The 14,520-nt window shown below is 70.7% G+C and carries 12 protein-coding genes; 5 read left to right on the forward strand and 7 right to left on the reverse strand.

The window, feature by feature from the left end; all coding sequences use genetic code 11:
- Nucleotides 1-421 precede the first annotated feature (421 nt).
- The gene (locus tag BUE44_RS11975; protein ID WP_073497527.1) at nucleotides 422-1,366 is read right to left on the reverse strand and encodes a heme o synthase; all 945 of its coding nucleotides are present in this window, start codon (nucleotides 1,364-1,366) and stop codon (nucleotides 422-424) included.
- 316 nt (nucleotides 1,367-1,682) lie between these two features.
- On the opposite strand from BUE44_RS11975, the gene tkt reads away from it, so the two are divergent.
- The 5 genes from tkt to pgl are packed head-to-tail and all read left to right on the forward strand — an operon-like array spanning nucleotide 1,683 to nucleotide 8,283.
- The gene (tkt, locus tag BUE44_RS11980) at nucleotides 1,683-3,770 is read left to right on the forward strand and encodes a transketolase (protein WP_073497091.1); all 2,088 of its coding nucleotides are present in this window, start codon (nucleotides 1,683-1,685) and stop codon (nucleotides 3,768-3,770) included.
- A 35-nt stretch (nucleotides 3,771-3,805) separates the two neighbouring features.
- A complete protein-coding gene (gene tal / locus BUE44_RS11985; protein ID WP_073497092.1) occupies nucleotides 3,806-4,924 on the forward strand; it encodes a transaldolase in 1,119 nt (372 codons plus the stop codon).
- A 1-nt stretch (nucleotide 4,925) separates the two neighbouring features.
- Nucleotides 4,926-6,467 carry a glucose-6-phosphate dehydrogenase gene (gene zwf, locus BUE44_RS11990; RefSeq protein WP_073497094.1) on the forward strand — a complete coding sequence of 514 codons (1,542 nt, stop codon included), beginning with the start codon at nucleotides 4,926-4,928 and terminating at the stop codon, nucleotides 6,465-6,467.
- Nucleotides 6,464-7,507 (forward strand): glucose-6-phosphate dehydrogenase assembly protein OpcA, encoded by a 1,044-nt coding sequence (gene opcA / locus BUE44_RS11995; protein ID WP_073497096.1) that lies wholly within the window; start codon nucleotides 6,464-6,466, stop codon nucleotides 7,505-7,507. Before zwf ends, opcA begins: the two co-directional genes overlap by 4 nt.
- 38 nt (nucleotides 7,508-7,545) lie before the next feature.
- On the forward strand, nucleotides 7,546-8,283 hold the full coding sequence (gene pgl / locus BUE44_RS12000; RefSeq protein WP_235002095.1) for a 6-phosphogluconolactonase: 738 nt from the start codon (nucleotides 7,546-7,548) through the stop codon (nucleotides 8,281-8,283).
- Between the two features lie 82 nt (nucleotides 8,284-8,365).
- Here the strand turns inward: pgl and pgi are convergent, their stop codons facing one another.
- The 6 genes from pgi to gap form a co-directional block, all read right to left on the reverse strand.
- Nucleotides 8,366-10,024 carry a glucose-6-phosphate isomerase gene (gene pgi / locus BUE44_RS12005; protein ID WP_073497101.1) on the reverse strand — a complete coding sequence of 553 codons (1,659 nt, stop codon included), beginning with the start codon at nucleotides 10,022-10,024 and terminating at the stop codon, nucleotides 8,366-8,368.
- A gap of 111 nt (nucleotides 10,025-10,135) precedes the next feature.
- Nucleotides 10,136-10,471, reverse strand: coding sequence for an RNA polymerase-binding protein RbpA (locus BUE44_RS12010; RefSeq protein ID WP_073497103.1), 336 nt, complete (start codon nucleotides 10,469-10,471; stop codon nucleotides 10,136-10,138).
- Nucleotides 10,472-10,651: 180 nt separating this feature from the next.
- Complete coding sequence (secG, locus tag BUE44_RS12015; RefSeq protein WP_033172320.1) at nucleotides 10,652-10,888, reverse strand: preprotein translocase subunit SecG; 237 nt, start codon at nucleotides 10,886-10,888, stop codon at nucleotides 10,652-10,654.
- Between the two features lie 113 nt (nucleotides 10,889-11,001).
- Nucleotides 11,002-11,784: a triose-phosphate isomerase gene (gene tpiA / locus BUE44_RS12020; RefSeq protein WP_073497107.1), complete on the reverse strand. Its 783-nt coding sequence runs from the start codon at nucleotides 11,782-11,784 to the stop codon at nucleotides 11,002-11,004.
- Nucleotides 11,785-11,818: 34 nt separating this feature from the next.
- The gene (locus tag BUE44_RS12025; RefSeq protein ID WP_073497109.1) at nucleotides 11,819-13,042 is read right to left on the reverse strand and encodes a phosphoglycerate kinase; all 1,224 of its coding nucleotides are present in this window, start codon (nucleotides 13,040-13,042) and stop codon (nucleotides 11,819-11,821) included.
- Nucleotides 13,043-13,196: 154 nt separating this feature from the next.
- Nucleotides 13,197-14,201 (reverse strand): type I glyceraldehyde-3-phosphate dehydrogenase, encoded by a 1,005-nt coding sequence (gene gap, locus BUE44_RS12030; protein WP_073497110.1) that lies wholly within the window; start codon nucleotides 14,199-14,201, stop codon nucleotides 13,197-13,199.
- Between the last annotated feature and the right edge of the window lie 319 nt (nucleotides 14,202-14,520).

The following is a 14,520-nucleotide window of genomic DNA, read 5'->3' on the forward strand; positions in this document are numbered from 1 at the left end:
CGACCGCCCACTACGCAGGGCGCTGCTTTTAGCGGACGCGGGGCCGGGTCCGATCTGCGGCCGGCGCCGCGTGGGCGCGCCCAGCGCCCCGGGTCCTCGCCGCGCAGGGCGGTCCCCCCAGGGGCGCGGGGAACTGCGCGACCAGCCCACCACCGGGGCGCGGGCCGCCACCGTCCGAATGGGGCTGTTCGGTCCTCCCCCAGAGCTTCGCCTGGGGGTGCCCCCATCTCGCTTCGCTCGGGACCACCGGCCGGTGGCCGGTTGCGCGCGCAGTTCCCCCGCGCCCCTGAGGGAGCACCGCCCTGCGTTGGAGGGAGCCCGCCCCCTGAGGGGGCACACGCCCTGCGTGGAGGGAGCGCAGCCACGGGGAGGCACCGCCCTGCGCAGCGGGCACCCTCCCCCGGAAAGCCGCCCGCAGGGGCTAGTGGAGGAAGGGGTCGATCGCCACGGCGACGAAGAGCAGCGTGGCGTAGGTGATCGACCAGTGGAAGAGCCGCATCTCCTTGAGCTTGGCGCCGGTCACACCGGCCTTGGCCCGGGAGTGCAGCCCGTGCGCCTCCTTGAGCCAGAAGGCGCCGAGGACCGCGGCCACCAGGGGGTAGAACCAGGACGTCTCACCCAGCGGCCACCACAGCGTGAGCGACGTCAGCACCATCACCCAGCTGTAGATGACGATCTGGCGGGCCACGACCTGGTTGCCCGCGACCACCGGGAGCATCGGGACGCCGACCCGCTCGTAGTCGTCCTTGACCTTCATCGACAGCGGCCAGTAGTGCGGCGGCGTCCAGAAGAAGAGGACGAGGAAGAGGACGAAGGGCGCCCAGGCCAGCTCGTCGCGGACCGCGGACCAGCCGATGAAGACCTGGAGGCAGCCGGCGACACCGCCCCAGACGATGTTCTGGGCGGTGCGGCGCTTGAGGCCGAGGGTGTAGACGAAGACGTAGTAGAGGATCGCGGTCAGGGACAGGCCCGCGGACAGCGGGTTGACCAGCAGCGCGAACCACACGGTGGAGACCACCGACAGGGTGATGCCGAAGACCAGGCCCTCGCGCGGCGAGACCAGCCCGGTGACCAGCGGCCGCTGTTCGGTGCGGTGCATCAGCGCGTCGATGTCGCGGTCGATGTACATGTTGAGCGCGTTGGCGCCCCCGGCGGACAGGTAGCCGCCGACCACGGTCGCCAGCACCAGCCACAGGTCGGGCACCCCGCCGGCCGCCAGGAACATCACCGGAACCGTCGTGATGAGCAGCAGCTCGATGATCCGCGGTTTGGTCAGTGCCACGAACCCCATGACACGGGCCGGCAGCGGCCGATGACCTGAGCCCGTCCCGATGACCCCTGCGGGTCGGGATTCGACGGCCGTCACGAACACCCCAAGAGAGATGAGTCAAGCAGGTTGCCGAGCACCTGGCCGCCGGCTTCACCGAGCGGGCAAGGCCACGGTGCGGCCTGCGCGTACCACGCCACTCTAGACGCAGGGAATACCTCGGCTGCTTCCGGGGGTGGATCGTGTTGCCCGGCGCTCGTTCACCAGGCGTTAACGAGCGTCGGGAGGCGAAGTGGGACGTACGGGGGCAGGATCGAAACGGTGCGCGCACACGACGGTAGGCTCAGGCATGTCGGGTAGGCACCACGTCACCGGCGCGTTTCGACGTATTTGTTGAGAGGAGCCCTGACCCAGGGTGAGCAAGCAGCCGACCACCGCAGACCTTGACTGGACAGATCTGGACCGGCGGGCCGTTGACACCGCCCGAGTCCTGGCCATGGACGCCGTGCAGAGGGTCGGCAACGGCCACCCCGGCACGGCGATGAGCCTGGCCCCTGCCGCGTACCTGCTGTTCCAGAAGGTCATGCGGCACGACCCCGCGGACGCCGACTGGACCGGCCGCGACCGTTTCGTGCTGTCCGCGGGCCACAGCAGCCTGACTCTCTACTGCCAGCTGTTCCTGGCCGGGTACGGCCTGGAACTGGACGACCTGAAGGCCTTCCGCACCTGGGGCTCGCGCACCCCCGGCCACCCGGAGTACGGCCACACCACCGGTGTCGAGACGACCACGGGCCCGCTGGGCCAGGGTGTAGCCAACGCGGTGGGCATGGCGATGGCCTCCCGCTACGAGCGCGGCCTGTTCGACCCGGACGCGGCGCCGGGCACCTCGCCGTTCGACCACACCATCTGGGCGATCGCCGGCGACGGCTGCCTGCAGGAGGGCATCTCCGCGGAGGCGTCCTCGATGGCCGGCCACCAGAAGCTCGGCAACCTGGTGCTGCTGTGGGACGACAACCACATCTCCATCGAGGGCGACACGGAGACCGCGGTCTCCGAGGACACCGTCAAGCGCTACGAGGCGTACGGCTGGCACGTGCAGCGCGTCGAGCCGCTGCCCAGCGGCGACCTCGACCCGCACGCGCTGTACGAGGCGCTGCTCGCCGCCAAGGCGGAGACGGGCCGGCCGTCCTTCATCGCGGCCCGCTCGATCATCGCGTGGCCGGCCCCGCACGCGCAGGGCACCGAGGCCGCGCACGGCTCGGCGCTGGGCGAGGACGAGGTCCGCGCCACCAAGGAGGTGCTGGGCTTCGACCCCGACCAGCACTTCGAGGTGTCCGCCGATGTGATCGCACACACCCGGGCGGTCGGCGACCGCGGCCGCGAGGCCAAGTCGGCCTGGGAGAAGTCGTTCTCGGCCTGGCGCACCGCGAACCCGGAGCGCGCGGCGACCTTCGACCGTATCGCCGCGGCCGAGCTGCCCGCCGGCTGGGAGTCGCACCTGCCGGCCTTCGAGGTGGGCAAGCCGCTGGCCACCAGGGCGGCGTCCGGCAAGGTCCTCGAGGCGCTGGGCGCGATCGTCCCCGAGCTGTGGGGCGGCTCCGCCGACCTGGCGGGCTCGAACAACACCACGATCGACAAGACGTCGTCGTTCCTGCCCGAGGGCAACCCGCTGCCGGGCGCGAACCCGTACGGCCGCACGATCCACTTCGGCATCCGCGAGCACTCGATGGCCGCCGAGATGAACGGGATCACGCTGCACGGCAACACCCGTGTCTACGGCGGTACGTTCCTGGTCTTCTCCGACTACATGCGCAACGCGGTGCGGCTGTCCGCGCTGATGCACCTGCCGGTGACGTACGTGTGGACGCACGACTCGATCGGCCTGGGCGAGGACGGCCCGACCCACCAGCCGGTGGAGCACCTGGCCTCGCTGCGTGCCATCCCCGGGCTGAACGTGGTGCGCCCGGCGGACGCCAACGAGACGGTCGTGGCGTGGCAGGAGATCCAGAAGCGCTGGACGAAGGAGTTCGGCAAGGGCGCCCCGCACGGTCTGGCGCTCACCCGGCAGGGCGTGCCGACCTACGAGCGCAACGAGGACACGGCCCGCGGCGGGTACGTGCTGTTCGAGGCCGAGGGCGGCCCCGCGCAGGTCATCCTGATCGGCACCGGCTCCGAGGTGCAGCTGGCCGTCGGCGCCCGTGAGGAGCTGCAGGCCGCGGGCATCCCCACCCGGGTCGTCTCGATGCCGTGCGTGGAGTGGTTCGAGGAGCAGGACCAGGCGTACCGGGACGGCGTACTGCCCCCCTCGGTGCGGGCCCGGGTCGCGGTGGAGGCCGGCATCGCGCTGACCTGGCACCGCTTCGTGGGTGACGCGGGACGCATCGTGAGCCTTGAGCACTTCGGTGCCTCGGCCGACGCGAAGGTGCTCTTCCGCGAGTTCGGGTTCACCGCGGAGGCGGTGGCCGCCGCGGCGCGGGAATCTCTCGCCGCCGCTGATCGCTGACGCAGGTACACGACACATCAGGAGATGCAACTCTCATGACAGACGCACTCAAGCGCCTCTCCGACGAAGGCGTCGCGATCTGGCTGGACGACATGTCCCGCAAGCGCATCACGTCCGGGAACCTGGCCGAACTGATCGACCAGCAGCACGTGGTGGGTGCCACCACGAACCCGTCGATCTTCCAGAAGGCGATCTCCGGCGACGCGCTGTACGACCCGCAGGTCACCGACCTCGCCGCGCGCCGCCTGACCCCCGACGAGGCGGTGCGGATGATCACCACCGCCGACGTGCGGGACGCGGCGGACATCTTCCGCCCGGTCTTCGACGCCACCGACGGCCAGGACGGCCGGGTCTCCATCGAGGTCGACCCGCGCCTGGCGCACGACACCCGGGCGACCATCGCCGAGGCCAAGCAGCTGGCGTGGCTGGTGGACCGGCCGAACACGCTGATCAAGATCCCGGCGACCGAGGCGGGACTGCCGGCCATCGCGGACGTCATCTCCCGCGGCATCAGCGTCAACGTCACGCTGATCTTCTCGCTGGAGCGCTACCGCAAGGTGATGGACGCCTACCTGACCGGCCTGGAGAAGGCCAAGTCCGGCGGCCTGGACCTGTCGCAGATCCACTCGGTCGCGTCCTTCTTCGTGTCCCGGGTGGACACCGAGATCGACAAGCGGCTGGAGAAGATCGGCACGGACGAGGCCAAGGCCCTCAAGGGCAAGGCCGCCCTCGCCAACGCGCGGCTGGCCTACCAGGCCTACGAGGAGGTCTTCTCCTCGGACCGCTGGCTGGCCCTGGAGAAGGCCGGCGCGAACAAGCAGCGCCCGCTGTGGGCCTCGACCGGCGTCAAGGACCCGGCCTACCCCGCGACGCTGTACGTGACCGAGCTGGTCGCGCCGAACACGGTGAACACGATGCCGGAGGCGACCCTGGAGGCCACCGCCGAGCAGGGCCGGGTCACCGGCGACACCATCCACGGCACCTACGAGCAGTCGCGGGCCGACCTGGGCGCCCTGGAGGCGCTCGGTATCTCGTACGACGAGGTCGTCCGGCTGCTGGAGAAGGAGGGCGTCGAGAAGTTCGAGGCTTCCTGGAACGAGCTGCTGGACTCCACCAAGGCGGAACTCGAACGGCTTTCTCCTTCGGAGGCCTGAGGTGACCACAGAATCATCCGCCCGGAGCGGCAATCCGCTGCGGGACCCGCTGGACCGCCGGCTGCCGCGCATCGCCGGCCCCTCGGGGCTGGTCATCTTCGGCGTGACGGGCGACCTGTCCCGCAAGAAGCTGATGCCTGCCGTCTACGACCTCGCCAACCGCGGGCTGCTGCCGCCGGGCTTCGCCCTGGTCGGCTTCGCCCGCAGGAGCTGGGAGAACGAGGACTTCGCGCAGGAGGTGCACGACGCCGTCAAGGAGCACGCGCGCACGCCCTTCCGCGAGGAGGTGTGGCAGCAGCTCGCCGAGGGCTGCCGCTTCGTGCAGGGCGACTTCGACGACGACACGGCCTTCGAGACGCTGAAGTCGACCATCGAGGAGCTGGACAAGGCCCGCGGTACGGGCGGCAACTTCGCCTTCTACCTGTCAGTGCCGCCGAAGTTCTTCCCCAACGTGGTGCAGCAGCTCAAGAAGCACGGCCTGTCGCAGGGCACCGGCGAGTCGTGGCGGCGTGCCGTCATCGAGAAGCCGTTCGGCCACGACCTGGCCAGCGCGCAGGACCTCAACCGGATCGTGCACGACGTCTTCCCGCCCAACGAGGTCTTCAGGATCGACCACTACCTGGGCAAGGAGACGGTCCAGAACATCCTGGCGCTGCGCTTCGCCAACACGATGTACGAGCCGATCTGGAACCGGTCGTACGTCGACCACGTGCAGATCACGATGGCCGAGGACATCGGCATCGGCGGCCGGGCCGGCTACTACGACGGCATCGGCGCGGCCCGCGACGTCATCCAGAACCACCTGCTCCAGCTGCTGGCGCTGACCGCGATGGAGGAGCCCGGCTCCTTCCACCCCAAGGCGCTCACCGCGGAGAAGCTCAAGGTGCTGGGCGCGGTCGTGCTGCCCGACGACCTCGGGAAGCACACCGTGCGCGGTCAGTACGCGCACGCCTGGCAGGGCGGCGAGGAGGTGCTCGGCTACCTGGAGGAGGACGGGATCGACCCCAAGTCCAAGACCGACACCTACGCCGCGATCAAGCTGGAGATCAACAACCGCCGCTGGGCCGGAGTGCCGTTCTACCTGCGCACCGGCAAGCGCCTGGGCCGCCGGGTCACCGAGATCGCGGTGATCTTCAAGCGGGCGCCGTACCTGCCCTTCGAGTCCGGGGCGACCGAGGAGCTGGGGCAGAACGCCCTGGTCATCCGGGTGCAGCCGGACGAGGGCGTGACGGTGCGGTTCGGCTCCAAGGTGCCGGGCACCTCCACCGAGGTGCGGGACGTGACGATGGACTTCGCCTACGGCGAGTCCTTCACCGAGTCCAGCCCCGAGGCGTACGAGCGGCTGATCCTCGACGTCCTCCTCGGCGACGCGAACCTCTTCCCGCGCCACCAGGAGGTCGAACTGTCCTGGACGATCCTCGACCCGATCGAGGCCTACTGGGACAAGCACGGCAAGCCCGCCCAGTACGCGTCCGGGACCTGGGGACCGGTCGAGGCGGACGAGATGCTCGCACGAGACGGCAGGAGCTGGCGCCGGCCATGAAGATCGACCTCACGGACACCACGTCCGCACGCATCAACGCCGGACTGATCGACGCCCGGCGGGCCAGCGGCACGCCCGCGGTGGGCATGGTGCTGACCCTGGTCATCGTCACCGACGAGGGCAGCGCCTACGACGCCCTGAAGTCGGCGCACGAGGCGTCCACCGAGCACCCCTCGCGGATCCTCGCCGTCATCAAGCGGCCCGGCCGCTCCCCCCGGGAGCGGGCCGGGGCGCGGCTCGACGCCGAGGTGGTGGTGGGCGACGAGGCGGGCACCGGCGAGACCGTGGTGCTGCGCATGCACGGCGAGCTGGCCAACCACGCCGAGTCCGTCGTGCTGCCGCTGCTGCTCCCGGACGCCCCCGTGGTGTGCTGGTGGCCCGACCAGGCGCCGCGGAAGGCGGGCACCGACCCGCTGGGGAGTCTCGCCCAGCGCCGTATCACCGACGCGTCGTCGGCAGAGGACCCGGTCGGTTCGCTGGTGATGCGCGCCGAGGGCTACACCCCCGGTGACACCGACCTGGCCTGGACGCGGCTGACCCCGTGGCGCTCCATGCTGGCGGCGGCCCTGGACCAGAAGCACTCCACGATCACCGCCGCGGCCGTCGAGGGCGAGGCGTACAACGCGAGCACCGAGCTGCTCGCGCTGTGGCTCGCCGACCGCCTGGGCATCGAGGTGGAGCGCAAGGTCTCCGACGGCCCCGGCATCACCGGGGTGCGGCTGGTCACCACCGACGGGGACATCTGCCTGGACCGCTCCGACGGCCGGCTCGCCGAGCTGTCGGTGCCGGGACAGCCGGACCGGCACGTCGCGCTCAAGCGGCGGGAGACCGCCGAGCTGATCGCGGAGGAGCTGCGCAGGCTCGACCCCGACGACATATACCGCGCCACGGTGCAGTTCGGTGTCGACCACCTGGTCACCGCCAACGGCTCCGCCAAGGGCGGCAAGGACCCGGACAGCGGCCCGACCGCCGCGGCCGGTGCCACGGCGTCGGCCGCCAAGAAGGCTGCCCCGGGGGGCAAGGCGGCGACGCCGAAGTGAGCACCCCGCAGGTGGTCGTCCACCGTGACAAGGAACTGATGGCGCGCGCCGCGGCGGCCCGGCTGATCACGAAGATCGTGGACGCCCAGGCCGCCCGGGGCGCCGCCTCGGTGGTGCTCACCGGTGGCCGCAACGGCAACGCGCTGCTGGCCGCGCTCGCCGAGTCCCCCGCGCGCGACGCGGTGGACTGGGCGCGGCTGGACGTGTGGTGGGGCGACGAGCGGTTCCTGCCGGACGGCGACCCCGAGCGCAACGTCACCCAGGCGGCCGGCCTGCTGGACAGCGTCCCGCTGGACCCGGCCAGGGTCCACCCGATGGCGGCGTCCGACGGCCCGTACGGCTCCGATGTGGAGGCGGCAGCCGAGGCCTACGCGGCGGAGCTGGCCGCCGCCGCGGGGCCGGGCGACCACGGCCGGGTGCCGGCCTTCGACGTGCTGATGCTCGGCGTCGGACCCGACACCCATGTCGCGTCGCTCTTCCCCGAGCACCCGGCGGTGCGCGAGCAGACCCGTACGGTGGTCGGCGTCCACGGCTCCCCGAAGCCGCCGCCCACCCGGATCTCCCTCACCCTGCCGGCGATCCGCGCGGCCCACGAGGTCTGGCTGCTCGCCGCGGGCGAGGACAAGGCCGGGGCGGTCGCGCTGGCCCTGTCCGCCCCGGGCGAGCTCCAGGCCCCGGCCTCCGGCGCGCAGGGCCTGTCCCGCACGCTGTGGCTGCTGGACCGGTCCGCGGCGGCGAAGCTGCCGCGGGACCTGTACCCGCCCGCCTCCGCGTAAGGCGGCCCTTACCGGGGCGCGGGGCCGCGTGCGACATGCACGCGGCCCCGCGCCCTTCGGCTTGCCGCCCTCCGCAGAAGGCTCAGCGGCCCCGCAGGGCCCGGTAGGTCGAGACCAGCGCGCGGGTCGAGGGGTCCAGGCCCGGGACCTCGGCGCCCTCCGTGAGGGCGGGCTCGACCCGCTTGGCGAGCACCTTGCCGAGCTCGACGCCCCACTGGTCGAAGGAGTCGATGTTCCAGATCGCACCCTGGACGAAGACCTTGTGCTCGTAGAGGGCGATGAGCTGCCCCAGCACGGACGGCGTCAGCTCGGTGGCCAGGATCGTGGTCGTCGGGTGGTTGCCGCGGAAGGTCTTGTGCGGGACCAGCTCCTCGGGGACGCCCTCCGCCCTGACCTCCTCGGGGGTCTTGCCGAAGGCCAGCGCCTGCGTCTGCGCGAAGAAGTTGGCCATCAGCAGGTCGTGCTGGCCCGCCAGCGGGCCGAGTTCGGGCAGCGGCCGGGCGAAGCCGATGAAGTCCGCCGGGATGAGCTTGGTGCCCTGGTGCAGCAACTGGTAGTACGCGTGCTGCCCGTTGGTGCCGGGGGTGCCCCACACCACAGGACCGGTCTGCCAGCTGACCGGGTTGCCCTCGCGGTCGACGGACTTGCCGTTGGACTCCATGTCCAGCTGCTGGAGGTAGGCCGTGAACCTGCTCAGGTAGTGGCTGTACGGCAGCACCGCGTGCGACTGGGCGTCGTGGAAGTCGCCGTACCAGACGCCGAGCAGGCCCAGCAGCAGCGGGGCGTTCTGCTCCGGCGGAGCGGTCCTGAAGTGCTCGTCGACCAGGTGGAAGCCGGCCAGCATGTCCCGGAAGGCGTCCGGGCCGATCGCCAGCATCAGCGACAGGCCGATGGCCGAGTCGAAGGAGTAGCGGCCGCCGACCCAGTCCCAGAACTCGAACATGTTGGTCGGGTCGATACCGAAGTCGGCGACCTTCTCCCCGTTGGTCGACAGTGCCACGAAGTGCTTGGCCACCGCGTCGTCGCCGGCGCCGAGCTGCCCGAGCAGCCACTGCCGGGCGGACGTGGCGTTGGTGATCGTCTCGATGGTGGTGAAGGTCTTGGACGCGATGATGAACAGCGTCTCGGCCGCGTCCAGGTCGCGTACCGCCTCGTGCAGGTCGGCGCCGTCGACGTTGGACACGAACCGCACGGTCAGGCCGCGGTCGGTGTAGGCGCGCAGCGCCTCGTAGGCCATCGCGGGGCCGAGGTCGGAGCCGCCGATGCCGATGTTGACGACGTTCCTGATCCGCTTGCCGGTGTGGCCGGTCCACTCGCCGGACCGGACGCGGTCGGCGAAGACGCCCATCTTGGTGAGGACCGCGTGCACGGCTGGCACCACGTTGTATCCGTCGAGCTGGATCGTCGCGGACTGCGGGGCGCGCAGCGCGGTGTGCAGCACCGCCCGGTCCTCGGTGATGTTGATCCGCTCGCCGCGGAACATCGCGTCCCGCAGCTCGAACACCCCGGTCGCCACAGCCAGTTCGCGCAGCAGCCGCAGTGTCTCGTCTGTCACCAGGTGCTTGGAGTAGTCCAGGTGGAGGTCCCCCACCCGGAGGGTGTAGCGGTCGGCCCTGCCCGGGTCGGCGTCGAACAGCTCCCGCAGGTGGGCGCCCGCCGACTCGTCGCGGTGCTTGCCGAGCGCGTGCCATTCGGGGCGCTGGTCAAGACGGTTCTGGCCCTGCGCGTTGGTTACCGACATCAGTCCACTTCTCCTCGTCCTCGCTGCGGGATCAACGCTAGTTGATGACGCTGCGGAACGAGGCTGCGGCACCCTGGAGGAGCGGACGCGGCAGTGGACGGCGCCGTGCGGTCAGATCTCGCCGCGCAGCTTCGCCAGCGCCTCGGCGAGGATCGCCTCGCCGTCCGCGGCGGAGCGCCGCTCGCGCACGTAGGCGAGGTGGGTCTTGTACGGCTCGGTCCGCGGCGGTGCCGGCGGGTTCTCCTCGTCCTGGCCGGCCGGGAAGCCGCAGCGCGGGCAGTCCCAGGTCTCCGGGATCTGCGCGTCGCTGGCGAAGCTCGGCTGGGTCTCATGCCCGTTGGAGCACCAGAAGGAGATGCGGAGGCGCGGCGCGGACTCGCCGCGCTCGGCCTCTCCCATCGGCCCCGCTCCGACCCGACTGCCACGGATCGCGTTGCCACTTGCCACGGTCGTAACTCCCTGCGTGATGGTGCTGCCAGATCGCCCAGTTTACGGGGACCTTACGTGCCGTCCAGTGGCAGGCGCACGACCCGCCCCCCGATGACGTCCTCCCATAGTAAGCCGCGGTGGCGACGAGGCGTCAGTTCACCCTGGATGCGCGGGAGTCGGACGCGGAGCCGGGCTCGCCTAGTTCTGGTACTTCATCACCAGGCCGAGGACGACGATGCAGGTGAACCACAGCAGACCGACCACGACGGTGATCCGGTCGAGGTTGCGCTCGGCCACCGAGGAGCCGCCGACGGAGGACTGCATGCCACCGCCGAACATGTCCGACAGGCCGCCGCCCTTCCCCTTGTGCATCAGCACCAGCAGCAGGAGCAGCAGGCTGAAGATGATGAGGGCGATGGAGAACCCGATGACCACGGCTGGACCAACTCTCTCGACGACATGACATCGAATACATGACAACGGCACGGGGCCGAACGGTGCGGTTGCACGGTTCGGCCCCGCCAGAGTACTTCACACCGCTGCGGACATCACTGGTCGCGGAAGCGGACGATCTTCACGAACTCGTCGGCGTCCAGTGCGGCCCCGCCGACCAGTGCCCCGTCCACGTCCGGCTGGGCCATGATCGCGGCCACGTTCCCGGCCTTGACCGAGCCGCCGTACTGGATACGGACGGCGTCGGCGGTCTCCTGGTCGTACAGCTCGGCCAGCCTGGCCCTGATCGCCCCGCAGACCTCCTGGGCGTCCTCCGGGGTGGCCACCTCGCCGGTGCCGATCGCCCAGACCGGCTCGTAGGCGATCACGATGGTGGCCGCCTGCGCCACGGGGATGTCCTTGAGCGCCCCGTCCAGCTGCGCCAGGGTGTGCGGCACCTGCCGGCCGGCCTTGCGCACGTCCAGGCCCTCGCCGATGCACACGATGGGGGTCAGGCCGTTGCGGAAGGCGGCCTTGGCCTTGGCGTTGACGATCTCCTCGTCCTCACCGTGGTACTGCCGTCGCTCCGAGTGACCGACGGCGACGTAGCTGCACTTGAGCTTGGACAGCATCGGCCCGGAGATCTCGCCGGTGTAGGCGCCGGAGTCGTGCGCCGAGATGTCCTGGGCGCCGTACTTGATCTTCAGCCTGTCGCCGTCGACCAGGGTCTGCACCGACCGCATGTCGGTGAAGGGCACCAGGATGGCGACCTCGACGGCCGCGAAGTCCTTGTCGGTGAGGCCGAAGGCGAGCTTCTGGGTGTGCGCGATGGCCTCGAGGTGGTTGAGGTTCATCTTCCAGTTGCCCGCCATCAGCGGGGTACGGCTCTGCTCTGTCATCGGATTCGTCATTTCTCCAGCTCGTGGTCGGGCATCAGCCCTCGAGTGCGGCCAGACCGGGCAGGGTCTTGCCTTCGAGGTATTCCAGGCTCGCGCCGCCGCCGGTGGAAATATGGCCGAAAGCGTTCTCGTCGAAGCCCAGGATGCGGACGGCCGCCGCCGAGTCGCCGCCGCCGACGACCGTGAAGGCCGGCGAGTCGATCAGCGCCTGGGCGACCGCGCGGGTGCCCTCGGCGTAGTCGGGGTGCTCGAAGACGCCCATCGGGCCGTTCCAGAAGACCGTGGCGGTGTCGGCCAGCTTGGCGGCGAAGAGCTTGCGGGACTCGGGGCCGATGTCCAGGCCGATCACGTCGGCCGGGATGGCGTCCACCGGCGCGGTGACCGGCGAGGACGGCGCCTTGGTCTTCAGGTCGGGGAACGCGGTGGCGCCGACCACGTCGACCGGCAGCACGAACTCCACGCCCTTGGCCGCGGCCCGCTCCAGATACTCGCGCACCACGGGGAGCTGGTCCTCCTGCAGCAGGCTCTTGCCCACCTCGTGGCCCTGGGCCTTGAGGAAGGTGAAGACCATGCCGCCGCCGACCAGGATCCGGTCGGCCTTCTCCAGCAGGTGGTCGATCACGCCGAGCTTGTCGGACACCTTGGAGCCGCCGAGCACCACCGCGTAGGGCCGCGTGACGTCCTCGGTGAGCTTCCTGAGCACCCCGACCTCGGTGGCGATCAGCAGGCCCGCCGCGTGCGGCAGCCGGGCCGGCAGGTCGTAGACCGAGGCGTGCTTGCGGTGCACCGCGCCGAAGCCGTCGCCGACGTAGGTGTCGGCCAGCGCCGCCAGCCGGTCCGCGAAGGCGCCGCGCTCGGCGTCGTCCTTGGCGGTCTCGCCGGCGTTGAAGCGCAGGTTCTCCAGCAGGGCGACCTGGCCGTCCGCCAGGCCCTCCACGGTGGCGCGGGCGCTGTCGCCGACGGTGTCGGTGGCGAAGGCCGTGCTGATGCCGTCGCGGTCCAGCAGCTCGCCCAGCCGCGCCGCGACCGGCGCGAGCGAGAACTGCGGGTCGGGCTCGCCCTTGGGGCGGCCCAGGTGCGAGGCGACGATCACCCGGGCGCCGGCCTGGGCGAGCTTGGTGATGGTCGGCACGGCGGCCCTGATCCGGCCGTCGTCGGTGATGGTCTGCCCGGCGAGCGGCACGTTCAGGTCGGCGCGGACGAACACCCGCTTGCCCGCCACCTGCCCCTGGCCGATGAGGTCGTCGATCGTCTTCATCTTCTGCGGTTTCTCCGGTCTGCGGTCTGGCTGCGCGTACGAGTGGGCTGGCACGGGGACAGGGTCCGGCCGGGCGCTCCGTCGCGCCCGGTCCGGACCCTGTCTCTCATATCGCTGTGCGGTGTCGGCTGGTGGCCGGCCTGCGGTTACCCGGTCAGAGCTGGTTGCCGACGAAGACCGCGAGGTCCACCAGGCGGTTGGAGTAGCCCCACTCGTTGTCGTACCAGCCGATGACCTTGACCGTCTTGCCCTGCGCCATGGTCAGGGAGGAGTCGAAGGTGCAGGAGGCCGGCCAGTTGACGATGTCGGAGGACACGATGGGGTCCTCGGTGTACTCCAGGATGCCCTTGAGCTGGCCCTGCGCGGCCTTCAGGAACGCGGCGTTGACCTCGTCCTTGGTGACCTCGCGCTCCAGGTCGATCACCAGGTCGGTGACCGAGCCGGTGGGGACGGGCACGCGCATCGCGATGCCGTCCAGCTTGCCCTTGAGCTGCGGGATGACCAGCGCGGTTGCCTTGGCGGCACCTGTGGTGGTCGGGATGATGTTCTCCGCGGCGGCGCGGGCGCGACGCAGGTCCTTGTGCGGGAAGTCCAGGATCCGCTGGTCGTTGGTGTACGCGTGCACCGTCGTCATCAGGCCCTTGACGATGCCGAAGTTCTCCAGCAGCACCTTCGCCATCGGCGCCACGCAGTTCGTGGTGCACGAGGCGTTCGAGATGATGTTGTGGTTCGCCGGGTCGTACGCGTCCTGGTTGACGCCCATGACGATGGTGATGTCCTCGTCGGTGGCGGGCGCCGAGATGATGACCTTCTTGGCACCGCCCGCGATGTGCTTGCCCGCGTCGGCGGCCTTGGTGAAGATGCCCGTCGACTCGACGACGATGTCGACGCCCAGCTCGCCCCAGCTGATCGCCGCGGGGTCGCGCTCGGCCAGCACCTTGATCGTCTTGCCGTCGACGGTGATGGAGTCTGCGGTGTGGGTGACCTCGGCCTTGAGGCGCCCCAGGATGGTGTCGTACTTCAGCAGGTGCGCCGTGGTCGCGGTGTCACCCAGGTCGTTGACAGCCACGATCTCGATGTCCGCGCCCTGCTCCAGGGCGGCGCGGAAGAAGTTACGACCGATGCGGCCAAAGCCGTTGATGCCTACCCGGATCGTCACGAACCGATCTCCTCGCTCAGTCGCCGGAATCCATTCCGGCTGCGAAATATGGGATGTCCCCGACCACCCCCGACCCTACCTCGCCCGTGTCCTCCCGGTGACATCCCCCGCCCCCCTCCGGTCACCCCTTCCCGCCACCCGTCCGCCGCCGCGGGACTTCCGGCGGTACCCCTCCGGGGAGGGGCCGCCCGAGTGGGGGCGGGGAACCGGGCGGTCACCCCGCCCACCGGCCGGCGGTCCGTATACGACGCCGGCAGCCCCTTCGGCCGGTGGCGACGTGCGGTCGGCGGCCGGGCGCGCGGTTTTCCGCGCCCCCGGG

This window comes from Actinacidiphila paucisporea (assembly GCF_900142575.1).
Classification (GTDB): domain Bacteria; phylum Actinomycetota; class Actinomycetes; order Streptomycetales; family Streptomycetaceae; genus Actinacidiphila; species Actinacidiphila paucisporea.

Bases quoted from the DNA above. Each gene is read 5' to 3' on its own strand.
- tal (WP_073497092.1), top strand. From the start codon at position 3,806: ATGACAGACGCACTCAAGCGCCTCTCCGACGAAGGCGTCGCGATCTGG.
- opcA (WP_073497096.1), top strand. From the start codon at position 6,464: ATGAAGATCGACCTCACGGACACCACGTCCGCACGCATCAACGCCGGA.
- pgl (WP_235002095.1), top strand. From the start codon at position 7,546: ATGGCGCGCGCCGCGGCGGCCCGGCTGATCACGAAGATCGTGGACGCC.
- pgi (WP_073497101.1), bottom strand. From the start codon at position 10,024: ATGTCGGTAACCAACGCGCAGGGCCAGAACCGTCTTGACCAGCGCCCC.
- tpiA (WP_073497107.1), bottom strand. From the start codon at position 11,784: ATGACAGAGCAGAGCCGTACCCCGCTGATGGCGGGCAACTGGAAGATG.
- BUE44_RS12025 (WP_073497109.1), bottom strand. From the start codon at position 13,042: ATGAAGACGATCGACGACCTCATCGGCCAGGGGCAGGTGGCGGGCAAG.